Raw genomic sequence first — 26,338 nt, forward strand, 5'->3', positions numbered from 1 at the left:
CCTTACTCGTCTTTCTCTCTAGCTGCTTTAGAAAAAAAGGTTATAGGTAAAAAATTCATCATCCCGAATGTAGCCATGCGCTTCATATAACCGCTGCGCCCCCACATTCTCCGTCATCGTTGTCAGGGATAAGCCCTTCGTATTCGTAGAGACCGCATAATCTCTAGCACTTTCCATCAGCATAGCACCTAGCCCTTGCCCTCGGGTTTCTGCAGTAACGAACAAATCATTCAGGATCCAGAGGCGCTCCATCGTAACCGATGAAAAAGAAGGATAGAGCTGTGTGAAGCCCCGCGCGCGTTTCTCATCGCCTTCCCCCTCAACCACCATAAGGATCACAGATTCATTCAGCTTTAGTCTGTCGGCTAAGAAGGCGCGTGCACCTTCCCGATCTGAGGCTGCTCCATAAAATACTCGATACTCATCAAATAATGGGATGAGCCGTTCTAAATCATCCAGAACCACTCGTTCTATTCGATAATTGTTCATCATCAGCGCTCACTTTCCGGCTTCGCCCGTTTTAACCTCATTGTAAATGGTTACCGAGCCGTTCACCATGGAGAGAACGCCGAATGATTTGGACAATTGAGCCTTATTCCTTTGAATCATAGAACACATGCCGGGCACTAACTTTACCCGCTTCGATATCTAAAATTCCGAAAGAATACAATTTCTCACGCCGCTTATCTGTAGGAGAACCTGGATTAAATAGCAGGATACCATTCTCCTCTCTTAGCAAGGGCTGATGTGAATGACCAAAGAGAATACAATCCACCTCATCATTCGCAAAAGCAAGCAGTGCATTCCCATCCGTTCCTTTACGGGAATGTGGCGTATGTCCATGTACCATGCCAATCCGGATTCCTTCAAGGGTAATGATCTTGCGCTCTCCGAAACGCGCAATGATCTCATCGCCATCATTATTTCCGGCAATCCCCTCTACCGGTGCTAGTTCTGACAGTAAATCATAGATTCCCATACTCACCCAATCACCGAGATGCAAGATTAAATCCACATTTTTAAACTCTGCTATCAACGCCTTTGGCAGAGACTTAGCCATTCTTGACATATGTGTATCAGATACGACTCCTACTTTCATAAATCTCAGCTCCTAATCTATCATCCTCAACTTTGGTTATCATACTTATTCATAAATCTAATATTCAAATAATTGTACGATTTGCTTAAGCGAGAAGCAAGTTCTGTGACTTCCTCCACTCCGCAGCTAGTTCTCCCGATCCTGCCAATTCCACAGCCTTACTTCCCCAACATGCATTCTGCTGACCCATGTTTCATCCTTCAGCTTGAGCAGTTCTTTCACCGGACCGGTTACAACAGCTCCATAGAGCTTAACTCCATTCTTCTCTATATAACTAATGGAATCATCCAGATCAATGAATGGAATCACCCTTTTGGAGATGGATTTATACTCCTGCATCAAGTGCAGCGTCTTGAGGAAGTTCGCATTACGCAGTTCACCATCCCCATATGACTCAACAGATGGAGAACTACTTGAACGACTAGTTACCCCTCCAAACCATCCTCGCTTCTCCCTCGATTCCTGCGTCACTTTCATATCATCCGCATGCCAAATTGGCATATATGGAAAACCTAATGGATCATTAACTACTGGCTGTCGTGTCCGTGGACCTGTATCTGCCGCAAACCACAAAGGCTGAAGATTCTTAGGCTCAAACTTCTTCAACAGCTCATCTGTCGTAAATAATTGGTCAAAAGACAAGTACGCTTCCGCTACCGTCCCCTCAGGGAGCTTCTCTAATCTCTCCCACTCACTGCTATCATCCATACGATTTGCCGCATCCTTCTTCCCCTGTGGATATACAAAGTAATAACCAACACTTCTACTCTCATTTGTCCAGGAATAGTTGTAGAGCCTAGCCCAGCCAAATAGAAGCTTCATTGAATAATCTCCGACAGTGATTTGTTCATCTCCCACTTGTTTCTCTATCTTACTTGTCAGATTCATACTAAAAAATGGACCGGTACCACTGCTCAAATGTACAATCGTATTCGGCTGTGAGACAGCAATAGCGGAAGAAACAACATCACGGTATTTCTCTACTCTCTCCCCAGTACCATAAAATATCGCACTGATAATACTGCAAATAATCATGAAAATTAAGAACGCAGAAATTACCGTTAAAGTATTCGATATACGGGCTCTCCATTTACCGCGGCGGATGATCTTTTTTTCCTTGCCAGGTCTGTCTCTTTTACTCTTTCCGTATTTTATGCTCTTATCCTCACTTGAAGCCGGCTTTTCTTCACCCATGAGTTCATCCAGATAAGCCTGATAAGCTTCCATCTTCTCCAGTTCGCGCTCTACTACATCCCTATCCTCGTCAGCAAGGGTACCTTCGCCGTACCTTCTTAACTTCTCCTTGAACTCCTCACTCATGTTCATTCCTCCTCCGCTCTGCTTCACGCAGCTTCTGTCTAGCTCGAAAGATTAAGATCTTATATTGGGACAGACCCACATTCATAATGTCCGATGCCTCCAGATAACTAAGACCATGAAAATCATGTAGCAGCAGTGCATGCCTCTGATTGTCCGGTAGCTCACCTATCGCAATCCTCATTTCTTCCCAACGTTCCTGCCGAAGCAGCGTGCTTTCCGTGGTATCTGGATGGGCGAGCTGTTTAAAAAAATCCTCACTCTGAACAGTACTGCGTCCTTCCTTTCGCTTATAATCTACGAAGGCATTGTACGCGACACGGAACAACCACGGCTTAATCTTCTCGTCTTTACAATCCTCCAAATATAAATAAGCACGGTAAAAGGTCTCCTGCATTAAATCTTCGGCCGCGTGATGATCACCACAAAGGGAGCGCAAATAGCGGTAAATATCCATCACATACATCTGATATATATCATCCAGTGAATTTCGCTTCATGCACTCCCCCCTTAACCTAACCACGTATACTCGCATAAAAAGTTACAGCTAAATTTAGCAACTAGTATGAATATACCAGTATTTCTATGGAAGAATGCTAAAAAAAGCCCGCTGACAAGGAGGTTAACTCCTGCCAACAGGCTTGTTAATAATTATCTGAATATTCATTGATCATTCAATTCCCCAGGTTACTCTGCTTACAGAACAACCTCAACTTCTTTGAGCATTTCACTAACAGAGATTAAACCGCCACCGGACAAGTACCAGTAGTTAGGATCAAGGTAAATGATTTTACCGTTTTTAAAAGCATTTGTGTTCTTCACGAGATCGTTCTCAACTGCATCCTTCGCTGAACCGGATTTGCTGCCATCACTCTTCACAGCCGCATCTCTATCTACTACGAACAGATAATCGGGATTCTTGTCGGCTACATATTCGTAAGATACGCTTTGACCGTGAGTGGATACTTCGATTTTATCATCCGCTTGTGCAAATCCGAATACATCATGGATAATACCAAAACGTGAACCTGAACCATAAGCACTGATTTTTCCTTCATTGGCAAGAATAATAAGAGATTTTTTACCATCCGCTTTAGCTTTCTCATTCAGAGCTTTAACGGAGTCAGTAATAGTCGCAAGCTCAGCTTCTACTTCAGCTTCCTTGCCAAAAATTTGGCCCAGCGTCTTCACATTTTTCGTGAAGGATTCCATGTAATTCGCATTATCTACAGCAACGTACAATGTAGGTGCAATTTTGCTGAATTCATCATAAGAATCTTGCTGTCTGCCGGAAATGATGATCAGATCAGGAGAAAGACTATTTATCTTTTCGAAGTCAGGCTCTTTCAAACCACCGACATTCTCATATTTGGCATCGCTATATTTAGAGAGATAAGAGGGTACATTGCTTTGAGGCACTCCAGTCACCTCTACGCCCAGTTTATCCAAAGTATCGAGTGTACCGAAGTCAAATACAACGACTTTCTGCGGGTTACTCTTAATCGTAATTTCTCCAAGTTCATGCTTAATAGTAAGCTCTTTGGATTCTGTATTCGGTGCAGTAGTAGCCTCTGTATTGCCTGCCGCTGCTGTATTATTATTTGAAGTTGCTGCATTATTGGAGCCACAGGCCGCCAAGATTACGGCAAGAAACACTGTCATAATTAGTAAAGATACGTTCTTCTTCAAAATATTCACCCCTATAATTTATAGTCAAGCTATTTGAATTATTCGCGTATACGTCAAGAAGCTGGCGCCTATCACTTCTAGCGTTACGTCATAATAATTTCCGAAATATAAGCGGAGTCTTGTTTAAAAATAGACACCAATTTTACGACCACCTATTGTTTCTATAGGGATATCCATGTCATATACATCCCTAAGCACTGCTGTATCAATAATTTCATCCACCGTACCCGATGAAGCTACCCGCCCATTCTTGAGCGCTACAATATAGTCAGAGTAACAAGAAGCGAAATTAATATCATGAATGACGAGCACAATCGTCTTGCCCTTCTCTTCTACCAATCGGCGTAACACCTTCATAATTTGTACAGAATGCTTCATATCCAGATTGTTGAGTGGTTCATCGAGCAAAATATACTCAGTGTCCTGAGCCATAACCATCGCAATATACGCTCTCTGACGTTGTCCACCGCTAAGCTGATCAATATATTTATCCTGCATCTCTTGAAGGTCCATGTAAGCAATCGCTTCGTCAACGAACGCTCGATCCTCAGGTGTGAGCTTCCCTTGTGAATAAGGGAACCTTCCGAAAGAAACAAGTTCCTTCACGGTAAGGCGTACGCTGATATGATTGGACTGCTTTAGCACCGATATTTTACGAGCAAGTTCATTACTCTTACAGCTGCCAATTTCCTTCCCTTCGATCAGTACTTCTCCCGCGTCTTTGGAGATAAGTCTACTGATCATGGAGAGCAACGTGCTTTTACCAGCTCCGTTAGGGCCGATAAACGAGGTAATAGTACCCTTTTTAATGGATAAAGACACATCGTCAACGACGGTAATTCCGCCATAACGCTTGGTTACATGCTTAACTTCTACCACGACTTATTCTCCTTTAACAGCAGATAGACAAAGTAGACGCCACCTGCAAAATTAATGATTACACTAACCGTAGTAGTGAATCCAAACACACGTTCAACTAGAAACTGTCCCCCGACAAGAGCAATAATGCTTAGCAAAATCGTGCCGGGAATCAGATAGGAATGCTTATACGTACGGAACAACTGATGCCCCACATTGGCTACTAGTAAACCCAAGAAAGTGATCGGTCCTACTAAAGCCGTTGATATCGAAACGTAGATGGATACAATAACTAACAGCCTTTTGACTACATAGTCATAATTGATCCCTAAGTTAATGGCTTCATCTTTTCCTAAAGAAATAACATCTAAGTACTTCACAAATCGCATGAAATACAGCGTAGTTAACGCTAGAACAACTGTAGACAATATCAGTAGATCACTGCTGACGTTGTTGAAGCTGGCGAACATTTTTCCTTGTAGAATCAGGAATTCATTCGGATCAATGAGCACTTCCATAAAAGAAGATGCACTCTGGAACATCGTCCCCATAATAAGTCCTACGAGCAGCAGGAAGTATATGTTTTGACCCTCTCTTCGGAACATTAGCTTATACAGCACACCTGAGAACAGAACCATGATGCAAGCTGAGAACAAGAAATTCACATTTTTATTCATAAACGTCATATTTGATGAGCCTAGGGCGTATACACCGAACGTCTGGATCAACATGTACAAAGAGTCTAGCCCCAGAATACTAGGTGTCAAAATCCGATTGTTCGTAATGCTTTGAAAAACTACGGTAGAGACAGCTATCACCGCTCCGGTAATTAAAATGGCCGCCAGCTTTCTCCCCCGACTGGGTAGAACATAATCCCAATTTCCCATAACATGATAGGTCATAAACAAGACGATGAGAGCAACAGCGCTTAAGGATAATATAGTTAGTTTCGTCTTCATCACTAATTCGCCTTTCTTCTCATCAGCAAGTAGATAAATAGACCACTTCCGATGACGCCTACCGTCAGACTGATGGATATTTCATATGGATATATAATGAGCCTGCCCAGAATATCGCAGAACAGGAGGAACACCGCACCGAGAATGGCAGTATGCGCCAGATTTTTTTTCAAGTTATCGCCTATGTATAGCGTTACTATGTTAGGTACAACAAGACCCAGGAATGGAATCGTACCTACGGTTAAAATAACAACTGAAGAGATTAACGCTACAATCACCAATCCTACGTTCACTACCGCTTTGTAGTTCATACCGAGATTGACGGAGAAATCCTCCCCCATACCGGCAACGGTGAACTTATTGGCGAAAACATACGCGAGAATGACAAGTGGAATACTGATATAGATTAATTCGTATTGACCCTTAATAATCGTTGAGAAATCGCCAAGCATCCAAGATGAGATATTCTGAACCAAATCATTTTTGTAAGCAAAAAATGTAGTAATCGAGCCTACAATGTTCCCGAACATGAGTCCGACCAGCGGGATAAAAATACTATCCTTGAACTTGATCCGATCTAAGATTCTCATAAATATAAATGTTCCCAGTAGGGCAAAAACAAAAGCAACGAGCAGCTTCTGCATCGGTGTCGCACCTGTGAACAGCATCAGGGACACGAGGATACCGAATTTCGCGGAATCCATCGTGCCCGCCGTAGTGGGAGAAACGAATTTATTCCGTGATAATTGCTGCATAATTAATCCGGCAATACTCATGCTTACACCAGCTATAATCAGTGCAGCTAAGCGTGGAATCCGGCTGACTAACAGAGTCTGCATCTGAGATTCTGTAAGCGAAAAAAGATCCAAAGGTGAAATGTCTTTTACGCCTATAAACAAAGATATAAATGAGAATACTATTAGAAGTAGGGACAAATATTTTAGTTTCATGAGTTGTTCCTTATCTGTTTAATAGTTAAATAGTTTGAAAAATAGATGATATTATCGGTATTGATAATGATTTTCATTTGCACTATGTTCGATTATACCTAAGCCCACTTTGAGGGTCAACCCTTTCGTATAGTAAAATTTAAAACAATTGAATTTTATAAATAACATTAAAAAAGAGACACCCTAATAGGCATCTCTTTATCACATGATCTATTTCCGCTAGCTATAGCAGTTATTTATACTTGTGCCAATCCTGATTACTGTTCTCCAACAGATGTGCAAAATCATTCTCAAGCCGCTTTTGCTCAGCTTTTCGCTGATCTTCAACCGCTTTACGAGCAGCTTCCTTGCGGTCATTCTCTTCCGCTTTCAACGCATCAGATTGCGCCTTCAGCTTTCCAAGAACATCACTGCTCAACAGGTCTTTTAGCGTAGCTGGTGCATCGGTCGCAGCAGGACGCGGAGTGGTAGGCATTTTCTTTTTTTTAGCCACTGTCAATCATCCCTTCTAGTTATGAATTAAATTGGAATTTGTTTAAATTATTGGTCTTTTCGTTTATAATGTTCACTAAGAGGTGAGCCATATGAAGTCCACTGATTTATGTCCCCAGCTACAAAAAAGTATGGATATTATCGGCAGGCGTTGGACAGGTTTAATTATCTACCAGCTCCTCCAAGGACCGCAACGTTTCAATGTGATTGAAGCAGCCTTGCCCATCAGCGGAAGATTGCTCTCCGAACGACTTAAAGAGCTGGAACTGGAAGGGATTGTCCTTCGAGAAGTATTCCCTGAGACACCTGTGCGAATCCAATATTCCTTAACGGATAAAGGACTTGCCCTGGAGACAGTTATCCGGGATTTGCAGCGTTGGTCAAAAATATGGATTGATTGTGACACAAATAGCGTAAGCTCAACACTCAAAATGTAAGCGTTTCAATTATGGCAATTAGATTTTAAGTCCAACAATCACTAAATCACGTTCTATACCATCTAATTCAGCTACACCGGGTAGTAATCCCCACTGCTTAAAGCCGAATTTTTCTAGCAAACCAAGGCTTGGATCATTATGTCCGAACACAAAACCAACTAGATTCTTAATGCCGAGACTAGGTGCTTTCTCAATGGCCTCTTTCAAAAGAATTCTACCGGCTCCACCACCACGGAACTTTTCACTCACATATACACTAATTTCTGCTGTTGCATTATACGCTGGACGACCATAGAAGGATTGAAAGCTGAACCATGCCGCAATCTCATCTCCCTGCCTAAGTACCCATAAAGGACGATGGTGGCTGTTATGCTCATTGAACCATTTTTCTCTGTCTGCAACAGTAATAGGTTCCAGATCCGCAGTTACCATCCGTCCAGCAATCGTTGAGTTATAAATCTCCACAATTGCTGCTAAGTCTGTAGGTTTTGCATCTTCAATCCTGCTATTCTCCCAATTCATCCCTTGATTCCTCCAAATGTGTTAATTACCTCAGGCCGACCTGCTCCTGGCTCCATTGCCACAGCCGCTGCGCCTCTTGTTTATTCTTCGCTCTGGGAGTCAGCTCCTGATTCTTTCGTCGATAATAATATTGACCGGTTACCTCTTGCAAATCCGATTCTGTAGCCAAATAGATCGCTGTATCGGCTCCTTGTTCAGGAGTTAAAAAGAAGTATGACAGCAGCTTAAGGATCGACTTGCCAAAGCCTGTCTCCCGGTTAACACCTATATTTGTGCCCACTGCTCCTGGATGCACGCAATTCACCGTTACTCTTGTCCCTTGCAGGCGTGCTGCCAACTCTTTCGTGAACAGTATATTGGCTAACTTGGATCGAGCATAGGCTTTTGCGGGATTGAAACGGCGTGCGAGAGTTGGATCTTCATAGTGAAGTGCACCTATTTTGTAAGCACCGGAAGCAACCACAACGATACGGCCTTGCTCTGCTGCTTTTAAAGGCTCCAGTAACAGATTCGTGAGCAAAAAATGACCCAAATGGTTCACGCCAAGATCCATCTCAAAGCCGTCCTTCGTAAGCTGACGCTTAATCGTGACTACCCCAGCGTTATTGATGAGTATATCTAGAATCGGATATTTCCGGGTGAATTCCTCCGCAAAACTGCGAATGCTCTCCAGCGAGGCCAGATCACACAACATCAGCTCAATATCCTCGGAGTGGCTCTTTTGCTTGGCGGCAGCCAGTGCTTCCTCTCCACGCTGGCGATTACGGCATACCATAATTACTTTGGCTCCCTTGCGAGCCAGTTCAACTGTCGTCGCTAGCCCCATACCAGAATTTGCTCCAGTTACAAGTGCAATTTTACCTCTCATCCCAAGAATCACTCCTCTCTCAACAACCGTACCCCAATAAGCTTCCGCCTAACCTTACGAGAAGTATATTTAAGATTATGTTACACCAACTAGTAGGCTCAAGAAAAGCTTCTTGTCAGGTTTTAAAAGTATAGATGATCAAATATGCATCCTTGTTTACGGAAAGCTTGCGAATAGGCATGTTATGATTAGCCAACGATAGATGTAGTTCGTCTCGTGCGTCTAGTCTATTTTTGATCTATAATAGGAATATTGCAGTTCTAATCGTGAAGTTGAAAGGGGAACACCAACTATGAATAATGCTCTGACAAGCCTAGAGCAGCAAATGGCGGGCGAAGGCCTTGATGCCCTGCTCGTAACAGATCCCAAACATGTCTACTATTTAACCGGATTCGCCAGCGATCCGCATGAACGTTTTCTCGGTCTGCTGTTGATACGCGGAGAAGAGCCAATGCTCATTCTACCCGCACTAGATGCAGAAGCGGCTCAAGCAGCTTCTTCGGTCACCAAAATCCTAACTCATAATGACACCGATAATCCCTATAACCTGCTTAAAGATTGTTTCGGCAGCAGTAAGCTAGGTACTCTTGGTATAGAGAAGGAACATTTCTCAGTAGCCCGTTTTGAGCATCTGACCGCAGCAGTTCCAGCAGAACGTTTTAGTGATATAGGTCCATTGCTGCGCAGCATGCGCTCCAAAAAGACCCCAGATGAAGTTAAACGCATGAAACATGCCGCTGAGCTAGTTGAGGAAGCTTTGCGCCGCGTGCTTACCCATGTGAAAACAGGCGTTACAGAAAACGATTTAGTAGCGGAACTGGAATATCTAATGAAAAAGGTTGGCGCTTCCGGCCCTTCCTTCGACACTATGGTGCTTTCTGGTCCGAAAACTGCTCTGCCTCACGGTGTTCCAGGCAACCGGGTCATTCAGCCAGGTGACTTCCTGATGTTTGATATTGGGGTGTATGCTGATGGTTATGCTTCTGATATTACACGTACCTTTGCTATTGAATCCGTGGACGACAAGCTAATCACGATCTATAACACCGTGCTGGCTGCCAACGAAGCTGGGATCGCTGCTTCCAATCCTGGAGCTCCTTTCGGTTCTGTCGACAAAGCTGCTCGTGATGTGATTGAGGAAGCCGGATTCGGAGAATATTTCTTGCACCGTGTCGGACACGGACTCGGTATGGATGTTCATGAATATCCATCTCTCCATGGACAGAACGATGACATTATCGAGATCGGCAATGTGTTCACCGTCGAGCCAGGGATTTATGTGCCGGGACTAGCGGGTGTGCGTATCGAAGATGATCTGATTATTACAGCTGAAGGTGCGGAAACCTTAACAAGCTTCCCTAAGGAACTGACTATTCTTCATTTGTAGAAAAGAATTATAGACGTAGTTCATGTGTGCCCAATATTGATGCCAAGAGTATCCGAAAGATATTAAAATAAAAGAAAGCCCATCCCTAATAAGTTGGAAAAGAATCACTTTCAACTTATTGTGATGGGCTTTCTCTTTTTCCCGCAACATATTCGACTTGTTCAGACCTTTTCAAATCTATAATCCCTTTCAACCTTACAAACTCTTGTTTTATAAGTGAGTTTCAACATTTCATCTGCCATTTCCGCATTATATTAGCGCTTGAATAGAAACGAGCTGTTCAGTGAAAATAAAGTATCAGACTGGAGCTGTTGATTTAGCGTGGTTTTTGAATTGAAGAATCGCCAGCTTTTGAAAAATAAGTAGACTGCTGCTATTGTCATTGAACTAACGTTTCCCGTTTGTTCAAAAACTTTGTGTTAAAATACATTCCTAACAACTGCAGTTGTATTTTCCAGAATTCTCTCTCAGTTATAAGTTTTCTAATCCCCAATCGCTGTAGGTGTATTTTTTATTATGATAAACGTGTTTGAAATCTCTACAAAAATTCAGAAATTTTCGGCTTCTTGTTTCAAAAGATCTATCACATGTCACTTATGGTAAGGTTCACCGTAACGGGGCTAGCGGCGAAAAAAGTAAAAAGAGCTGCCGCGGCATGCTCCTTCGCTTAACGCTCTTAATACTTCGATCGTCTTCTCAAGGTTTTTTGACGTGGTATGCAAATTTGCAAATGATCTTCACACAGGATAGCCTCCCTATCGTCAAGCTTGTTCCGCTGCCTTTAGCAATCGAAGCAACAGCTCCTTACGCGGTTCCTGCGCCTTTCGAGCCAATGCAGCCAGCTTCTCCGCCTTGCCCAAAATCGGATACAGCACTCGTTCGGCCTCGTAATCCTCCAAAGCCTCGACATGCTGCACCAATAGCGATAGCTTGTCTTCACTTTCCAGTTCAGGCTGAATCCTCAGCTTCAGCGAATCATGAGAGCAACGCAGGCAAGCGATCAAGGCGGGCATTGAGCGTTCGGTTATGCCATGGGTCTCGGCGAAAACAGCCGTGAACTTGTCCTGCACCAGCTGATGCTCCTCGTCTACAAGGGCCATGTAGGTCTCTACCAACGGAAAATAGCGCTCGTCCGCGAGTCCCAGCCCGAATACGGCATAACTGCCCGGCATGACGCTTTTCTCACCTTCCGTATCCTCGTACCACACAAACTCTTCCATCGCCTCACGAGCGTATTCCTCCAATAACGGATACAGCTCGGAATAGGCCAGTGCATTTGCGAAAAAACGATGCGTATCCGATTTGGCAAGTCCTTTAATGGGTAATGCCTCTCTCACGCTGGATTTTAGCTTGATTTTGTAGCTTTTTGGGAAACCCTTCCGGAGTAGGGAGAGAATGAACGAAATCGCCCGTTCGTACGCACCAGCCTCTTCTTTACGAATAACGACCGTAATGATGGAAAACACATCGTTAGCCTTGCATTCAGTCAACTCGTCACGCAGATGAACGTCTTCTCGCGCGAAGGTGTCGCTACCTTCCTTCAACATGCGTCCGGCTTTGCCGCTGCCCAGCTGCCTCGCAAGCTCCAGAAAAGTCATGCCCTTGGCTTTACTGTAGCTTGGCTCGTAACGAAGAATCATCACAGCGCCGTACAACAGCAGATCGATAGGCTGGTTCGGCTCATCCATATGCTTGAGAGCCTTATCCGGCTTGATTCCATTTTCATTGGTTCTGTATTCGGAAAGCGTAACATCATAGTGACGTGGCAGGAATACTTCCTCGGTCCAGTGGGTTAAAGCTCGAATGATATCGCTTCGATGCTCCCTCAGCGCTTGCGCCCGTTCTTTATTCAATGCCTGAATCCGGTCAAATATAGCAATCGTCCGTCCGACGTCCGGTTCGTTGAACAAATACGGGTCCAACAGATGGCGTGTCAAAAAGAAAGTTTCTAACGGCTTTGTCGGGTAAGCGCCCTTCTCCAGTTTTTGCTCGATATAGGACTCAACCCGCTCCAGAAGCTGCCGCTTTTTCTCTTCATATATGATATCAAACACCGTTAATCTCACGGGCCCGTCTGCCGTTGCGAATCTTCCCTTCAAGGTAAATCGGTAATCGATAAGGGCCGACGTATGCAACTTGTCCAGCTTCTCCCTTACGATGCTCGTCAAACGGGGCTGCACCTCATGCAAGACCTCCTCCTGCGTAAAAGGAGATGCCTTCATCGACTTGCGCCCTGAAGCATTCCTTCCAAAATCCGAACTGCCAACGCTAGTCCTACCCGGTCGATAATCCAGCACAATGTCGTTAAAAATACCCACTTGCAGCGTGGTACGCTTGACAGCGCCCTCCACGTCCTTTCGTTTCTCTTGTTCCTCAAACCACTCATAAATTGCCGCTTTCATCTCTTCCAGCGCTTCTTCCTGTAGTTCGTTCATGGTCTCCCGCCTTTCCACATATTTCTTCGCTCATCGCATCCAAAATATCGGCTACTTCTTGCGCAATATCCGTTTCTGCCAAAGTCACTGCTACCACAAAATCCGATAGCATATAAAAAAAGCTACCTCAATCCACCGTTCAAAATCCGCCTAAGACATTACTTTAGGATCCGTGATCACTCCTGCATAGTAAATAGCGTCGTAATTCCCTGTAGCATAGAGCAGCCAAGTTGCTCCTCATTAAATCACATATATATCACCTAGCTTTATCCCCGCTATTCAACCTGTTATGTACATGAAAAGTTACCTTTGTCCCTGTACCTAACGTACTTGTGATATGGAGTCCTGTTCCAAAGTGCCGTTTTAATCGCAGATCCGTATTAATCAATCCGACGCCTGAACGACTATCTGCTTTCCTTTCTAATATTCCTTGCAATTGGACCTCGTCTATTCCGTCCCCATCGTCTTCAACGGTTATCTCTGCATGCGTCTCATAGACAGAAATCCGAATAAGAATCGTTCCTCCACGATTGCGCTTCATTATGCCATGTCTTATCGCATTTTCAACGAGAGGCTGGATCGTAAGAAATGGGACTTTTATGTCTCCACTGTCATCTGTCTCCCAAATAACCTGTAACCTTTCTTCAAACCGAACCTTTTCAATATATAGATAAGAACGTACTAGACTTAACTCCTCTTCTATCGGAACAAGCCTATCCATGTTTTGAAATTCAAATTTATTCCTCAGAAAATTGCTGAATTCATCGAGCAAAATACGCATCTTATCCAAATTAATATCACTTAAAGCTGTTACAGCATTCAACGCATTAAATATAAAATGAGGCTGGATTTGCGCTTGCAGCCATGCAGCTTCTAATCGCAGTTGTTCTCGAACGGATTGTTTAATCGTAGCTAACGCCTCAATCCGCGATTTTATTTCTATTGCTTCCACTGGCTTCGTCACATAATCGTTTGCCCCCGCTATAAAGCCGCTCTGAATATCTTTCGGTTGGCTTCTTGCGGTAAGGAGCAATACAGGGAGCTCCGTGAGTGTAAACCGCTCACGAATCATTCGTGTCAGCTCATAACCGGACATCTGTGGCATCATGATATCGGAGATGACCAGATCCCAATCCTTAGTGTCCAGTACAGCTAATGCCTCTTTACCGCTCGTTACCATCGTTAAATCATATTCGTCTGGTGGTAGTATGGCTTCAAGTACTTGAAGGTTGACAGGATCATCATCAACAACTAATAGAATCGGACGTTCACGATTCATTTCTATTAAAGTTGTTTGATTCGTAGCTGGCGGAATTTTCACTTTTTCCATATACACTGAGGAGGCTATTTCTTGAATCGGCATGGATTGTAATGGTTCAAATGAGTTGGTCACATCATTCTCTTCCTCCGCGTCCAAACCTGCTAGCCTTAATGAAAATGTGAATTTTGAGCCCTCTCCTAAAACAGAGGACACTACTAACGTACCTCCATGAAGCTCAACCAGTTGTTTGCTTATACTTAAACCCAACCCAAAGCCACCATCAATCATAGTCTCATTCGTGCTGGCTTGCTCGTACGGACGGAATAGGCGCTTAAGCATGTTCTCATCCATTCCTATCCCGGTATCAGCAATAACGATATAGGTTCGTCCATCTTTTACAAAAGCTTGAATCGAAATGACCCCATCATTCGTATATTTCACAGCATTATGAAGTAAATTGAAAACGATTTGAACAACCCGGTTCTCATCCGCATATACTGGAGGAAAATCTTCAGGAATTTGATTTGCAATTTTTACAGACTTCACATCTGCATTTAATTGCAGCATATCAAGTACTCCGGTCACAATTGGCTGAATAAATATGACTCTTTTGTGTATGCGCGGATTGCCTTCCCGTAAACTCATCACATCAATCAAATCGTCTAATATCAATGTCATTCGACGTCCTACAGATAAAAGCGTTTCAAGCTCTTTGATACTTCTTTCCTGCAACAAATGCCGCTCCCGTTTTAAAACGGATTGTGACATATTAAGAATACTATGAAGCGGATTTTTAAATTCATGAGAAGTATTTGCTAGGAATTGATCTTTATGGTCATTCATCCTTTGCAATGTTGTCGCAAGCTCTTTCGTGTTCGCATGCATAATAAAATAATCTTTAAACCATACAGAGGCTAAACAAGCTATCGCAATAATCATATCGAACGGATAGTAGACAAGACTCAAACCGCTATCCAGCAAGATTAACGACCAAAGAGCATAGTTCATCAACGCAAGAAATGAGATAAGCAGTAAAAGATTGCTCTTTAAATCTTTAATTACTTTTTTAAACATCGTAATCAGCGTTATAACTGCAGCAGTACCACCTAATACATAATAAATAGGGAAGAGCATGATCACCTGAGTTGGATTTAAAAACAACGTGATGCCGGCAGTCCCTAGATTCATTATTTTATAGACAGGGTACATCCTACGCCAATATGGAAGCTCGCGATGATTCGTACACTGGAGCAAAGCATAGGCTGCAATAACGAAAGCAATATTAGTCAGCCTAAAATCCCAATCAATTCCAATGTAAAATAACTGATGGAACAACTTCTCATCCGTACTAAAGACACTCGTGATCGTTACACATAATGCAAGCAAACTAAAATAAAGCAGCTTCTTTTCCTTATTTCCTATTAAATACAAAATAAGTGCATAGACAGCATGCATAATAAAAATAATCGCTGCCAAAAACTGCATAAAAATGGAAGCCTTCATCTCTTTGGCAATGGCTTCTTCTGAACCGAATTTTATGGATCGGACAATGCCCCCGCTTCGACTATCCACATAATTTGCCGCCTGAATCACGAGTTCGATTACACCGTTGTCATCTGCTGTAAAGGTTGTAGAATAAGGTAGGTCCTTCGAAATATATTCATCCTTTGTTGTCGCCACCTGTCCGGATTTAGTAAGTAATCGACCGTTTACATATAATTCTGATGCAGTGCGTACACTGGGTACACGAATACTATAATTAAGATGCTTCGCCGGGTCTACATAAAGAAGCAAACGATAAGAGCCATACCCGTATGGAGATGGCTTGTCAGCATGCAAAACTTCACTCCATCCTCCCGGTACCTGAATGAGCCTTGGCGCATTATCGCCTAACAATTGTTGCCGACTACCATCTATCAACCATTGCGAGGGATAAAACTCCCATTCCCCATCAAGTAAGTGAATGCTGCCATCTTCTGCATTCCAATTGCGTAAATCGAATTGCCCATTATGAATTGACGCCTGTTTGGGATATTGAAACGCTTCCATCCATAAAATGCGAAAACCGGTTAAAATAACTAATATGAAAACTAGCAATAATATTATATAGCTCTTTTTCATTTGATATTTGGATGAGTGAGTTTCCACGAAGTATTTCTCCCCTAGTCATTTTCTTCTAAGACATTTAAATAAGCACTCTCCATAATTTACCACAGTTAATATAGGAGAAACAGACGATAAAGACATCTTGATGTCTATTATATAGAAATACCGACTTGGAATTTCGCGAGTTTGTTGTTCACAAGAAAACTATAGCATGTTCTTTTCAACTAAACTGCCAGTTAGTTGAACAAATAAAAAAACGGCTGCCTAAGCAACCGCTGTTCCACTAACGTACCCCGTGAGCTCAATGATCTGAAGAAATTGTTTCACTCAAGCTATTCCTCAGAAATCTCTACGTACTATCTTAACCCAATTTGACGCTGAAATTAGGCATTAACCTTGCCTAGGGCGAATATCTTAACGGGGAAATACATTAAAAAAAATGAGGCGATACACTTGGGATACTTCGTTACTGTGGAACCGGGCGTAAAAGTATTTATAGAGGACATCAATCCGAAGGGAAATAAAACGATACTTTTTATTCATGGCTGGCCGCTAAACCATAACCAGTTCGAATATCAGTTCAATTTCCTTCCTAAGCTCGGATATCGTTGTATCGGAATGGACTGGAGAGGATATGGAAATTCGGATAAACCATTCGATGGTTACGGTTTCGATAGATTAGCAGATGATCTTCGTATGGTCATCGAAGCGTTACAGCTAAAAAACATAACACTGGCAGGACACTCTACCGGAGGAGCGATCTCAATTCGTTATATGGCTCGTTATAAAGGGTACGGGGTATCTAAACTCGTCCTGATCGACGCTGCGTCTCCATCAAGCGTTCCAAAAGAATTTACGAATAAAATCATCGAAGAGACAAACAATGACCGTCCGAAAATGCTGGAAAACCAAACGGAGATTTTTTTCTTTCAGTACATTTCTGAAGCGAAATCCGAATGGTTCTTTCTAATGGGTTTACAAGCTGCGAATTGGTCGACCTCCGCCATTATGGTCACGCTAAGAGACGAGAATGTTTACAACGATCTTGGACAAATCGATGTGCCCACATTAATTATTCATGGAATTCATGATAAAGTCGTTCCGTTTACCCAAGCTCAGGAAACAAATAAACTGATTAAAAATTCGCAATTAGTTCCATTCCAATACAGCGGCCATTGCCCTTTTTTGGAGGAGCGTGATAGATTCAACCAACTATTATCTTCTTTTGCATAACGCCTCGGATTAGCCGCACCATCGCTCCCCATAAATATAGTCCGATAATGCCCGATGATTAAGCAAACCTGCTCGTTAGCTTAATAAAGCATCGTCAATCTAATACCTAGCTTTCAGTTCATTAATTCATCTTTTGGATACAACTGCTCTGCTGACATCTTCACGCCTGTATTCCCCACATCCCGCGAATCGACTCTGCGTCTTTGACCATCCTGCCGACTAGTTCCGAGACTGTAGGGATATCATGGATCATCCCTGTCACTTGGCCTGCCCAGCCGATGCCCTCTTCTTTGACATCATCATATATCCAGCGCTTGTTGGCTGCACCGCTAATATATTCTTTTAAGGCTTCATAAGTCGGAGTCACACGCTCAATTTCGAGAATCTTATCTATGTACTCACTACGCAACACTCGCGCGGGCGCTCCGATAGAGCGTTTGATTACGACTGTATCTGACTCGGAGCTTTCTACTAGGGCTTTTTTATAAGAAGCAGCCGCATGAACACATTCAACCGTAGCAACGAATCGTGTGCCCATTTCAATTCCCTCAGCCCCCAGTGCATGGGCCGCCATCCATCCGCGGCCATCCCCGATCCCGCCTGAAGCAATCACAGGAATATCAACCGCATCAACTACTTGAGGAACGAGCACCATAGTCCCTACATCATCACGTCCTAAGTGGCCTCCTCCCTCCTGCCCAACAACAATAACTGCGGAAGCGCCTAATTGTTCAGCTTTTTGGGCTTGTCTGCGTGAAGAGACGAGCACGAGCGTTTTAATATCAGTCTGCTGTAGCATTTCCAGTATTGGGGCCGGATTCCCACCGGTGAGACTCACCACGGGAACCTTCTCGTCGATGGCGACCTGTACCCGATCTTCATAACCGATACCATGCACACCGATGGCAAAATTAACGCCAAAAGGCTTGTCGGTCATAGTACGGACCCGTTCGATTTCTGAACGTAACGCCTCTGCGCTCGGAAGACTCATCGCTGTAACCTGACCCAATCCACCAGCATTCGAAACGGCAGCGGCGAGGTCTGCGTAACCTAAATAAGCAAGTCCACCTTGAATAATAGGATACTCTATGTGCAATAACTCCGTAATACGGGTGTTCCATTTCATCTTCATCTACACCTTTCCTATCTTTAACCACAGCAGAATCATAGCAAATAAAAGAGCAATTCCCCCTGCCAGATAATCCATTTTCTGAAATTGCAAAACCCTATAAGAAGTTCTTCCTTTACCATTTCCATAAGCACGCGCATCAATCGCATAGCTAAGCTGTTCAGCACGTTGAATCGTCGTGAAGAGCAAAGGAATAATGATCGGGACATAAGCAAATATCCGTTTAGGCAGTGATAATGCTGTAAGGTCATAACCTCTAGCCTTTTGTGCGAGCAGAATACGATCCAGCTCCTCCTTGATGGTAGGAATAAACCGGATCGCAATCACTATCATTAAGGAGAATTGTTCTACGGGTACCCCCATTTTGGATAGAGGTGCAAGTAGCTTTTCAAGACCATATGCTAAGTCTAGCGGTTTAGTCGTTAACGTTAATACTGAGGCTAATAAGATGAGCAATATAATACGCCAAACAAAACGTAATCCTGTTCGCAGTCCCTCTTCAGTTACCTCAATAAAGGACCAAGACCAGAGGATCGTTCCTTTGGTGAACACAGCATTATACAGAAGGGTAAACAGCAAGACAAATAATAACGGCCGCAGCCCCCGCCAGAAGAAATGAATAGGAACCTTCGACAGCAGCAAAATTCCGAATACAAAAACGGTTGCAACTGCATAGCTAAGCCATGTTCCAAGCATCAGAAAGCTAAGCATGAGAATCACGATACTAACAAGCTTTATACGAGGATCTAAACGATGGAAAATCGAATGTGTCTCCACATATTGACCCACTATTACGGAATCAGCCATGTAGACGCCCCCTCGAATGCCAAATTGGCTGAACAGCATCGAAGATATCCTGCTCTTTACAGCTAGCAACCTCTATTTTTTGGCCAGATAGTTCCTCTACTAGCTTCAAAAGCTGTACGGGTTCAGGCATGGACAAGCCCAGCTCCACCAATAATTCTTCCTTTTCCATAAATAGTGTTCTGGGGTCAAAATGTCCTTCTAGCTGACCTTTATGGAAAACCAAAACCTCATCCGAGTACTCAGCAACATCCTCCATCTGATGAGAAACGAAGAGAATGGTGCGCTGATTTTGTTGCTGCCAAGTCTTCAGTAGCTTCAGCAAAGATACTTGGCTAGCTGGATCTAGCCCCGCTGTCGGTTCATCCAAAATTAGCAGCTTCGGATTCGTCATCAGCACGGAGGCAATGGCCACACGGCGCTTTTCTCCACCGCTTAATTGGAATGGATTTAACGGGAGAATGCCCTCAGACAGACCCACTTGCGGTAAAATCCTTTCAATCGCCTCCGTGATTTGCTGGCGTGAAGCACACTGCAGATTCAGAGCAAAAGCAAGCTCCTTATGCACCGTAGTTTCAAATAGCTGATGCTCTGGATATTGAAACACGAAGCCCAGCTCCGGGACCACCTTTAATTGTCCTTTGGCATCTCTGGGAGCAGGCTGCTGATCAATCCAATAGTCTCCTTTTACGGTGGGAATCAAGCCCTTCAGCACTTTGACAAAGGTAGACTTTCCTGCACCCGTGGGACCGATGATCGAAATCCATTTGCCCGCAGTAATGGTGCAGTTTATATTGTGCAAAGCCACATGATCAGCATAGTTTACACTTAAATTATCTAATTGGTAGACCATTGTGATCGAATTATCCCCTTCCAATCGGCTGTTGGCGGCACTTCTGAATGGAGCAATGCATGTACACGCACGGCAAAAGGCAGTTGTAATTGATAGTCCGCAACAGGCATCGTTTCAAAAAAAGCCAGTGGAGCACCATCATACTCAAGTCGCCCTTGATGCAGGAGTAATAATCGTTCTGCTGAAAGCACTTCCTCCATATGGTGAGTGATCTGAATAATGGTCAGACCTTGACGATGCAGCTCTTGCATAATGGCAAGCACCTGCTGCCTTCCCTGAGGATCAAGCATAGAGGTGGCTTCGTCAAAAATAATGACTTGCGGGCGCATCGCCAATATAGCCGCAATAGCGACACGTTGCTTCTGACCTCCAGAGAGCTGATGTGGCATAGCGTCCAGGTAATCCTCCATATGAACAGCCTGCAAGGCATGCTCCAATCGACTGCGCATTTCCTCCCTTGGCACACGAACGTTCTCCAAACCAAAAAGCACCTCATCCATAACGGTTGTGGTGATAAATTGATCCTCTGGATTCTGAAAAACAAAGCCAATTTGCTGATGAATATCTGCAAGATCAGCTGGCTTTGTGGTGTCTAGGCCCTTAAACTGTACAGCCCCTTTTCGCGGTAGCAGCAGTCCGTCCATGAGCTTTGCAATGGTGGATTTGCCAGAGCCATTCGCGCCAACAATCGCCACAAACTCTCCTGCTTCTATCGTAAAGCTGATATCCTCTAGGACAGGCTGACCCTTTTTATAATAAAAATGAACTTGATCGAAGGTAAGCATTTATTCACTCCCCTTTTGACGATGCCAAGTAGCGAAAAATGCCCCAATGCTGTTCTCGGAAAATGCAGGTGCAGGCTTCTCCCATTTCGTCACTTTTGATCCATTCACAGCAAAGATTTCACCGGTTAAATCCGCGTCAGACTCACTCAATAATGCAGTCACAAAGGAAGCAATATCCTCCGGGCCACCTATTCGCCAAAAGTCTGGGAACGGTTCATTACGACTGGCATGTTTCGCTTTCAAATGATCAATGACAGGTCTGGTCATATCTGTTAAAGCGGCTGGCGAAATCGCATTGACTCTAATTTGATCACGTTTCAGCTCCGCTGCTAGTGTCCACGTCATTCCAAGTATTCCAGCTTTGGCTGCACTATAATTCACCTGACCCACAGAACCTGTTAGTCCAGCCGTAGAGGTCATCAACAGGATATCGCCACCTGTCTGGCGCATATATGGGAGTACGCGTTGAATGCTGTAATAGGTGCCATTTAGATGCACATCCAGTACAGCCTTCCACTCTTCATCCGTCATCCGTAGACATTTCTGATCCTGCAAATTCCCAGCGTTAGCTATCAATACCTCAATACGGCCATACCGTGTAATAACCTCATCCACCATTGCAGTGACCGCAACTGGATCTGCTACATTAGCAGAGTATCCTGATGCCTCACCACCCGCCTGACGAATCTCGTGGACAACCTCATCGATTAAGAATTGTTTTGTACCATTTACAACCACTATATAACCGGACTTGCCGAGCTGCACGGCAATACTACGCCCGATCCCTCTGGTTGCTCCAGTAATTAAGGCTACTTTGTTCATCACTACACCTCTTTCACTGAAAAAGCTCCCGAAGCAATAACATCGCCAGCTTCTGTTGTAAGGGTCACTTTAACCAGGCAGTCATCCTCCGAAAAATCAAAAATCACGACATTATCGACCTCTATAGGCTTATGAAATTTCATATCATATTGAGTGATCCACTGTGCCTGATGCTCCTCGATATATAAGGATTGGGCTAATCCCATTAGATACATCCCATGCGCAATGGGCCGCTTAAATCCAGCCTCAGCTGCAGCATCCTCATCTAGATGAATAGCGGCCAGATCTTGGGAAGCTGCTGCATATTGCCTGATAGCCTCAGCCGTTATGCATTTTCTCATCATGATCATCACCTACCCGAATTAACACCGTTTCTGCGGTGACTATAAGCTCGCCTTCACATTTACAAACCAGCGTATGTGTGTAAAAGGTCAGCTTGCCCTGCCGGCCATCTTTTTGCATCTTGCTCGTTAATGCTAATTCACAATCTAACGACATCCCTGCCGTAATCGGAGCTTGATATGAGAATTTCTGAGTACCGTGAAGCAAAGGCTCTCCCTTGCTAAGCCAAGGAATATCGAAGACCTGCCAAAAAATAATAGGCATCGTAGATGGAGCAATCAGATTGCCATTAGTCGTCTGCACGGGTGCCTCAATACTCTGTGCGTAATCCGATATCCACTCAGCAGTCATAAGAATCTGATGTCGGACACTGTTCATTCCGTAACCTCCACAAGCGTTGCCAGCCCCAACCCGCCGCCAATGCCCAAAGTGGCAAGTCCCCTTTTATAAGGCGTATGCTGCATTTCAGCACATAAACGAGTCATTAAAATAGCTCCGGACGCCCCATATGGATGACCGATAGCTAATGCGCCTCCTCCAAGATTGACCTTTTCCTGTGGGATTTGAAGCTCATTCAGTGAGGCTAGAACTTGCGAAGCAAAGGCTTCATTAAACTCTACGATATCTAAATCGGCTATGGTCAGCTGTTGACGATGTAACACCTTTTGTACAGCTGGAACTGGGCCCATACCTAAATAATTCGGATCTACACCTGCTGCTTGCGCATCTGCGACACGCAGTATAGGCTTAAGCTTGAGTTGCCGACATTTCTCACGGGACATCATTAATAGAAGCGCCGCACCATCATTAATAGGACAGGCATTTCCAGCGGTGACAGTACCCTTTTCTTCAAAGATTGAAGGCAGCTTTCGCAGCTTGTCCAGGCTCGTATTAGCCCTTGGACATTCGTCGGTATTCACCCACTCCCCCTCAACCAGAAGAGGTACAATTTCCTGCTGAAACCTACCACTTTGCTGAGCATGAACGGCCTTCTGATGGCTTTTCAAGGCATATTGATCCTGCTCTTCTCGCGAAATCCCATACTTCCGCGCTACATTTTCCGCAGCAATTCCCATATCTGGATCACCGTAAGCGCTAGGTGTAAAATGAGCACGGGTATATAGCTGCGGAACCCCCATCAAGGTTTGGGGCTTAGCCATTTTCCAAGGGGCACGACTCGTGCTCTCAACACCGCCCGCTAAATAAATCTCACCTGCGCCACTTTGAATAAGCCGTGCTGCTATATTAATGGCCTCTAACCCAGAACCGCACTGCCGATCCACAGTAACGCCCGGAACAGAAACAGGCAGTCCCGCTTCAAGCGCAGCTACCCGGGCAATATTTCCACCCGGACCGACCACATTTCCAATAATCACATCATCGATCATATCGACGGGCAGGTTCGTCTCTGCCACAATATGCTGAATAAGCGGCGCCAGTAATGCTTCCGGCTCAAATGTACTTAATAAGCCGCCCATCCTGCCAATCGGTGTACGTTTTGCCATAACAATTACTGCTTCTATCATACCATCGCTCTTTTCACATAGTCTTTCATCGCTTGCCGGGCAATTTTGCCACTGCTTGTATAGATAAACTCATCAACTGTCAGCAGCTGCTTCGGCGCTTTGTAACTTGCTAAATACTGGCGACAATAATTCTTTATTTCGTCTATAGATAAATGCTTTGCACCATTCCATTTCACGAGGACTGCCAGCTGTTCTCCCCAATAATCGTCAGGGACGCCAAGCACCATTACTTCTTGTATTTCCGGAAGATGCTCCAGTACTCGCTCTATTTCCTCTGGATAAACGTTCAGCCCACCCGAGATGATTCTATTTTTCAAGCGACCCGCCAGATATAAATAACCAGCTTCATCCTGATAAACATAATCCTCCAACACAAGCCATCCCTCTCGAAAAGCTGCTGCGGTCTCCTTCGGCAATTGATGGTAGCCTAGAAATATCATATCACTTCGCACATATAACTGCCCAATCTCCCCCGTAGGGACTTCACGGAACTCTTCATCACGAATGGAAATTTGCACTCCGGGATAGGGCTTGCCTACAGAGTTCGGATTATGCTCTTCCAGAACATCCAAATAACTAATATAACTCGCTTCTGAGGAACCATAGGATTCATAGAGACGCGTTCCAGCGAACACTTCTATACTCTTTTTTTTGGACAACTCCGACCACTTTGCACCTGAGCTAATAATCGCATCAATCTGCGTCTGCCCAGGAACAGCCTGCTGCATCATGGATTCAAGCATTGTCGGTACAACAAACAACACCACACCCGGAATCTGCTTGCACAGCTCTAACACCTGTGTGGCGCTAAATTTTTGCGTAATATGAAAGTTTGCTCCACCATACAGACTCTGCATTACAGCGAACAAGGACAGCGAATGCACAAACGGACCCGGTGCTAAAACATCCTTCATAGAGTCCAATTCAAAGGCAGCACTCGATACCTCAAAGCTCTTTAACCACGATAAATGGGTACGCATATATCCTTTGGGTAGCCCAGTTGTGCCTGAAGTAAAACCGATAAATAATAACTCGTTCGTCTCATCCAATTCAGCTTCTGGCTTCTGAGCCTTCAACCACTGATCATAGGAACCTGTTCGTTCATTTGAAAAAGTCAGCGTTGGGATGGCTTGGTCCTTGAAGACCAAATTCTTTGCAGCTTCCGGCTCGGCAAAAATCATTGTCGGCTGGCACTGCTCTATAATAACCCGCAGTTCATTTGCACTCCACTTGGGATCTAAAGGAATGGGAACACAGCCTGCATAAATAGCCCCCAAGAAAACCTCGACAAATTCAATGCGATTCGTAGATAAAATAGCGATTTTGTCATGCTTAAGGCCCTTTTGCTGTAGACCATTGGCAATTCTCCGCATCGCTTGCACTAATGTTGCATAGGTATGAGTTGCTTGGTCATGGGTTAAGGCAATGCTGTCGGGCTGTTCTGCTGCATGACGCAGTATAGGAACTACTAGATTCATCCTTCACCACACCTATTCGTAATTTCTGTGACTACCGATTATGTACACTCTCTTCGCTCGGGATACAATTAGAATGGCTACGATAGCTTATTTTAGCTTTATATTAATTTTATGTACATATTTATATGGAACGATTGAGCCCTCTTACGACTGGAAAAATCAAACAGCGCGCATCGATTATGATCGGTACGCGCTGGCTGTATTGTTGTTTATTCCTTCTTATGAGCGGATGATGGTATTCCATCTTCAGCAAAAGTAAAAGTTCGGGCGATATATAAGATAGGTGTGCTTACTGCGGTTAGTAAGAATTTCGCTAGATACGTTGTAAGCAAAATTTCAAACCACACACTCCAGTTATACAACCCAGCAAATGCAATGGTGCAGAAGATTAGTGTATCCACAAAGGAGCTAACCATCGTACTGCCATTGGAACGAATCCACAACTGACTTGAGGTGCTGTAATATTTGCGAATCCAGGAGTACAACCGAACGTCTAAGAACTGACTAATGAAGTAAGCAGTTAGACTACCCAACGCTAGTCGAGGCATCAGACCAAAGATCGTCTCCAAAGAAGACTGAGCAATATCGGTCTCTTGCGGCTTAAATACTAGTACCATCTGCATAATGACTGTCGTCATAAGCAAGGTGAAGAAGCCAAACCAAACCGCTTTACGTGCTTCTGCTCTTCCATACTTCTCATTAAGCAAATCGCTGGTCATATATAAAGTGACATACATCGTATTTCCGAGTGTCATCACGATATCAAATGGCATAGCAATCGTCTTAGCTACCTGAATGTTTGCAATTACAGTAGCGATACCTACCCAGGCATACATTCCACTTTTGCCGAACAGGCGGTAACAGAGTAGAAAAAAAGCAAAATTGACAATAACAAATAAAACTCCCCACATCAAATTAAACATATTGCTTAAACTCCTCCTAGTTTTGTTTACGCGGGATGGTTACGAACCGCGGCTTACATTAAG

The 26,338-nt window shown here is 44.0% G+C and carries 26 protein-coding genes, 1 pseudogene and 1 riboswitch; of the genes and pseudogenes, 3 read left to right on the forward strand and 24 right to left on the reverse strand.

Annotated elements, in window-relative coordinates; all coding sequences use genetic code 11:
- Positions 1-27: 27 nt before the first annotated feature.
- The 9 genes from MKY52_RS02805 to MKY52_RS02845 form a co-directional block, all read right to left on the reverse strand.
- On the reverse strand, positions 28-492 hold the full coding sequence (locus MKY52_RS02805) for a GNAT family N-acetyltransferase (protein WP_341049703.1): 465 nt from the start codon (positions 490-492) through the stop codon (positions 28-30).
- Between the two features lie 100 nt (positions 493-592).
- Entirely contained in the window at positions 593-1,099 is a 507-nt protein-coding gene (locus MKY52_RS02810) for a metallophosphoesterase family protein (protein WP_283910641.1), read from the reverse strand.
- Between the two features lie 126 nt (positions 1,100-1,225).
- A complete protein-coding gene (locus MKY52_RS02815) occupies positions 1,226-2,419 on the reverse strand; it encodes an anti-sigma factor (RefSeq protein ID WP_341049704.1) in 1,194 nt (397 codons plus the stop codon).
- On the reverse strand, positions 2,412-2,915 hold the full coding sequence (locus tag MKY52_RS02820) for a sigma-70 family RNA polymerase sigma factor (protein ID WP_341049706.1): 504 nt from the start codon (positions 2,913-2,915) through the stop codon (positions 2,412-2,414). Before MKY52_RS02820 ends, MKY52_RS02815 begins: the two co-directional genes overlap by 8 nt.
- A 197-nt stretch (positions 2,916-3,112) precedes the next feature.
- Complete coding sequence (locus MKY52_RS02825; protein WP_341049707.1) at positions 3,113-4,105, reverse strand: siderophore ABC transporter substrate-binding protein; 993 nt, start codon at positions 4,103-4,105, stop codon at positions 3,113-3,115.
- Positions 4,106-4,228: 123 nt separating this feature from the next.
- Complete coding sequence (locus tag MKY52_RS02830; protein ID WP_076298253.1) at positions 4,229-4,984, reverse strand: iron ABC transporter ATP-binding protein; 756 nt, start codon at positions 4,982-4,984, stop codon at positions 4,229-4,231.
- Complete coding sequence (locus tag MKY52_RS02835) at positions 4,978-5,922, reverse strand: iron chelate uptake ABC transporter family permease subunit (protein ID WP_042125012.1); 945 nt, start codon at positions 5,920-5,922, stop codon at positions 4,978-4,980. The genes MKY52_RS02830 and MKY52_RS02835 overlap by 7 nt, the downstream gene beginning before the upstream one ends.
- Before the next feature lie 2 nt (positions 5,923-5,924).
- A complete protein-coding gene (locus MKY52_RS02840; RefSeq protein ID WP_042125010.1) occupies positions 5,925-6,872 on the reverse strand; it encodes an ABC transporter permease in 948 nt (315 codons plus the stop codon).
- A 232-nt stretch (positions 6,873-7,104) separates the two neighbouring features.
- Positions 7,105-7,347: a YqkE family protein gene (locus MKY52_RS02845; protein ID WP_156113209.1), complete on the reverse strand. Its 243-nt coding sequence runs from the start codon at positions 7,345-7,347 to the stop codon at positions 7,105-7,107.
- A 109-nt stretch (positions 7,348-7,456) separates the two neighbouring features.
- On the opposite strand from MKY52_RS02845, the gene MKY52_RS02850 reads away from it, so the two are divergent.
- On the forward strand, positions 7,457-7,801 hold the full coding sequence (locus MKY52_RS02850) for a winged helix-turn-helix transcriptional regulator (RefSeq protein ID WP_042185654.1): 345 nt from the start codon (positions 7,457-7,459) through the stop codon (positions 7,799-7,801).
- A gap of 18 nt (positions 7,802-7,819) precedes the next feature.
- Here MKY52_RS02850 and MKY52_RS02855 read toward each other — a convergent pair whose 3' ends face one another.
- Together MKY52_RS02855 and MKY52_RS02860 are read right to left on the reverse strand one after the other, a co-directional pair.
- Positions 7,820-8,323, reverse strand: a complete 504-nt coding sequence (locus MKY52_RS02855) for a GNAT family N-acetyltransferase (protein WP_042185652.1) — start codon at positions 8,321-8,323, stop codon at positions 7,820-7,822.
- Between the two features lie 25 nt (positions 8,324-8,348).
- Entirely contained in the window at positions 8,349-9,191 is an 843-nt protein-coding gene (locus MKY52_RS02860) for an SDR family oxidoreductase (protein ID WP_341049709.1), read from the reverse strand.
- A gap of 292 nt (positions 9,192-9,483) precedes the next feature.
- Between MKY52_RS02860 and MKY52_RS02865 the strand changes: the two genes are divergently transcribed.
- Positions 9,484-10,578, forward strand: a complete 1,095-nt coding sequence (locus MKY52_RS02865; RefSeq protein ID WP_339245732.1) for a M24 family metallopeptidase — start codon at positions 9,484-9,486, stop codon at positions 10,576-10,578.
- A gap of 761 nt (positions 10,579-11,339) precedes the next feature.
- On the opposite strand, the gene MKY52_RS02870 is transcribed toward MKY52_RS02865, so the two are convergent.
- The 3 genes and pseudogenes from MKY52_RS02870 to MKY52_RS02880 all read right to left on the reverse strand — a co-directional run bounded on the left by MKY52_RS02870 (position 11,340) and on the right by MKY52_RS02880 (position 16,395).
- Positions 11,340-13,013 carry a DUF6138 family protein gene (locus MKY52_RS02870; RefSeq protein ID WP_341049711.1) on the reverse strand — a complete coding sequence of 558 codons (1,674 nt, stop codon included), beginning with the start codon at positions 13,011-13,013 and terminating at the stop codon, positions 11,340-11,342.
- Between the two features lie 4 nt (positions 13,014-13,017).
- Positions 13,018-13,235: pseudogene (locus MKY52_RS02875) on the reverse strand (DNA alkylation repair protein); the annotation flags it as partial.
- Between the two features lie 34 nt (positions 13,236-13,269).
- A complete protein-coding gene (locus tag MKY52_RS02880; RefSeq protein WP_445671009.1) occupies positions 13,270-16,395 on the reverse strand; it encodes an ATP-binding protein in 3,126 nt (1,041 codons plus the stop codon).
- A gap of 438 nt (positions 16,396-16,833) precedes the next feature.
- On the opposite strand from MKY52_RS02880, the gene MKY52_RS02885 reads away from it, so the two are divergent.
- Positions 16,834-17,613: an alpha/beta fold hydrolase gene (locus MKY52_RS02885; protein WP_341049715.1), complete on the forward strand. Its 780-nt coding sequence runs from the start codon at positions 16,834-16,836 to the stop codon at positions 17,611-17,613.
- A gap of 160 nt (positions 17,614-17,773) precedes the next feature.
- On the opposite strand, the gene MKY52_RS02890 is transcribed toward MKY52_RS02885, so the two are convergent.
- From MKY52_RS02890 to MKY52_RS02935, 10 genes are all read right to left on the reverse strand, one after another.
- Positions 17,774-18,739, reverse strand: coding sequence for an NAD(P)H-dependent flavin oxidoreductase (locus tag MKY52_RS02890; protein ID WP_341053330.1), 966 nt, complete (start codon positions 18,737-18,739; stop codon positions 17,774-17,776).
- Positions 18,740-18,745: 6 nt separating this feature from the next.
- A complete protein-coding gene (locus MKY52_RS02895; protein WP_341049717.1) occupies positions 18,746-19,549 on the reverse strand; it encodes an energy-coupling factor transporter transmembrane component T family protein in 804 nt (267 codons plus the stop codon).
- Positions 19,542-20,399, reverse strand: a complete 858-nt coding sequence (locus tag MKY52_RS02900) for an ATP-binding cassette domain-containing protein (protein ID WP_341049719.1) — start codon at positions 20,397-20,399, stop codon at positions 19,542-19,544. The genes MKY52_RS02895 and MKY52_RS02900 overlap by 8 nt, the downstream gene beginning before the upstream one ends.
- On the reverse strand, positions 20,384-21,184 hold the full coding sequence (locus MKY52_RS02905; RefSeq protein WP_076298261.1) for an energy-coupling factor transporter ATPase: 801 nt from the start codon (positions 21,182-21,184) through the stop codon (positions 20,384-20,386). Before MKY52_RS02905 ends, MKY52_RS02900 begins: the two co-directional genes overlap by 16 nt.
- Entirely contained in the window at positions 21,185-22,006 is an 822-nt protein-coding gene (locus tag MKY52_RS02910) for an SDR family NAD(P)-dependent oxidoreductase (RefSeq protein ID WP_341049721.1), read from the reverse strand.
- Positions 22,007-22,008: 2 nt separating this feature from the next.
- Positions 22,009-22,350 (reverse strand): MaoC family dehydratase, encoded by a 342-nt coding sequence (locus MKY52_RS02915; protein ID WP_341049722.1) that lies wholly within the window; start codon positions 22,348-22,350, stop codon positions 22,009-22,011.
- A complete protein-coding gene (locus tag MKY52_RS02920) occupies positions 22,325-22,726 on the reverse strand; it encodes an FAS1-like dehydratase domain-containing protein (RefSeq protein WP_341049723.1) in 402 nt (133 codons plus the stop codon). Before MKY52_RS02920 ends, MKY52_RS02915 begins: the two co-directional genes overlap by 26 nt.
- On the reverse strand, positions 22,723-23,874 hold the full coding sequence (locus MKY52_RS02925; RefSeq protein WP_341049724.1) for a thiolase family protein: 1,152 nt from the start codon (positions 23,872-23,874) through the stop codon (positions 22,723-22,725). Before MKY52_RS02925 ends, MKY52_RS02920 begins: the two co-directional genes overlap by 4 nt.
- Entirely contained in the window at positions 23,871-25,352 is a 1,482-nt protein-coding gene (locus tag MKY52_RS02930) for an AMP-binding protein (RefSeq protein WP_341049725.1), read from the reverse strand. Before MKY52_RS02930 ends, MKY52_RS02925 begins: the two co-directional genes overlap by 4 nt.
- A 209-nt stretch (positions 25,353-25,561) precedes the next feature.
- Positions 25,562-26,275: a queuosine precursor transporter gene (locus MKY52_RS02935; RefSeq protein ID WP_042185630.1), complete on the reverse strand. Its 714-nt coding sequence runs from the start codon at positions 26,273-26,275 to the stop codon at positions 25,562-25,564.
- 10 nt (positions 26,276-26,285) lie between these two features.
- A riboswitch (PreQ1 riboswitch) is annotated at positions 26,286-26,331 on the reverse strand.
- Between the last annotated feature and the right edge of the window lie 7 nt (positions 26,332-26,338).

Source organism: Paenibacillus sp. FSL P4-0184 (assembly GCF_038004625.1).
GTDB lineage: Bacteria > Bacillota > Bacilli > Paenibacillales > Paenibacillaceae > Paenibacillus_AQ.

Bases quoted from the DNA above. Each gene is read 5' to 3' on its own strand.
- MKY52_RS02805 (WP_341049703.1), bottom strand. From the start codon at position 492: ATGATGAACAATTATCGAATAGAACGAGTGGTTCTGGATGATTTAGAA.
- MKY52_RS02810 (WP_283910641.1), bottom strand. From the start codon at position 1,099: ATGAAAGTAGGAGTCGTATCTGATACACATATGTCAAGAATGGCTAAG.
- MKY52_RS02815 (WP_341049704.1), bottom strand. From the start codon at position 2,419: ATGAGTGAGGAGTTCAAGGAGAAGTTAAGAAGGTACGGCGAAGGTACC.
- MKY52_RS02820 (WP_341049706.1), bottom strand. From the start codon at position 2,915: ATGAAGCGAAATTCACTGGATGATATATATCAGATGTATGTGATGGAT.
- MKY52_RS02835 (WP_042125012.1), bottom strand. From the start codon at position 5,922: ATGAAGACGAAACTAACTATATTATCCTTAAGCGCTGTTGCTCTCATC.
- MKY52_RS02840 (WP_042125010.1), bottom strand. From the start codon at position 6,872: ATGAAACTAAAATATTTGTCCCTACTTCTAATAGTATTCTCATTTATA.
- MKY52_RS02845 (WP_156113209.1), bottom strand. From the start codon at position 7,347: ATGCCTACCACTCCGCGTCCTGCTGCGACCGATGCACCAGCTACGCTA.
- MKY52_RS02850 (WP_042185654.1), top strand. From the start codon at position 7,457: ATGAAGTCCACTGATTTATGTCCCCAGCTACAAAAAAGTATGGATATT.
- MKY52_RS02855 (WP_042185652.1), bottom strand. From the start codon at position 8,323: ATGAATTGGGAGAATAGCAGGATTGAAGATGCAAAACCTACAGACTTA.
- MKY52_RS02860 (WP_341049709.1), bottom strand. From the start codon at position 9,191: ATGAGAGGTAAAATTGCACTTGTAACTGGAGCAAATTCTGGTATGGGG.
- MKY52_RS02865 (WP_339245732.1), top strand. From the start codon at position 9,484: ATGAATAATGCTCTGACAAGCCTAGAGCAGCAAATGGCGGGCGAAGGC.
- MKY52_RS02870 (WP_341049711.1), bottom strand. From the start codon at position 13,013: ATGAACGAACTACAGGAAGAAGCGCTGGAAGAGATGAAAGCGGCAATT.
- MKY52_RS02880 (WP_445671009.1), bottom strand. From the start codon at position 16,395: ATGAAAAAGAGCTATATAATATTATTGCTAGTTTTCATATTAGTTATT.
- MKY52_RS02890 (WP_341053330.1), bottom strand. From the start codon at position 18,739: ATGAAATGGAACACCCGTATTACGGAGTTATTGCACATAGAGTATCCT.
- MKY52_RS02895 (WP_341049717.1), bottom strand. From the start codon at position 19,549: ATGGCTGATTCCGTAATAGTGGGTCAATATGTGGAGACACATTCGATT.
- MKY52_RS02900 (WP_341049719.1), bottom strand. From the start codon at position 20,399: ATGGTCTACCAATTAGATAATTTAAGTGTAAACTATGCTGATCATGTG.
- MKY52_RS02905 (WP_076298261.1), bottom strand. From the start codon at position 21,184: ATGCTTACCTTCGATCAAGTTCATTTTTATTATAAAAAGGGTCAGCCT.
- MKY52_RS02910 (WP_341049721.1), bottom strand. From the start codon at position 22,006: ATGAACAAAGTAGCCTTAATTACTGGAGCAACCAGAGGGATCGGGCGT.
- MKY52_RS02915 (WP_341049722.1), bottom strand. From the start codon at position 22,350: ATGATGAGAAAATGCATAACGGCTGAGGCTATCAGGCAATATGCAGCA.
- MKY52_RS02920 (WP_341049723.1), bottom strand. From the start codon at position 22,726: ATGAACAGTGTCCGACATCAGATTCTTATGACTGCTGAGTGGATATCG.
- MKY52_RS02925 (WP_341049724.1), bottom strand. From the start codon at position 23,874: ATGATAGAAGCAGTAATTGTTATGGCAAAACGTACACCGATTGGCAGG.
- MKY52_RS02930 (WP_341049725.1), bottom strand. From the start codon at position 25,352: ATGAATCTAGTAGTTCCTATACTGCGTCATGCAGCAGAACAGCCCGAC.
- MKY52_RS02935 (WP_042185630.1), bottom strand. From the start codon at position 26,275: ATGTTTAATTTGATGTGGGGAGTTTTATTTGTTATTGTCAATTTTGCT.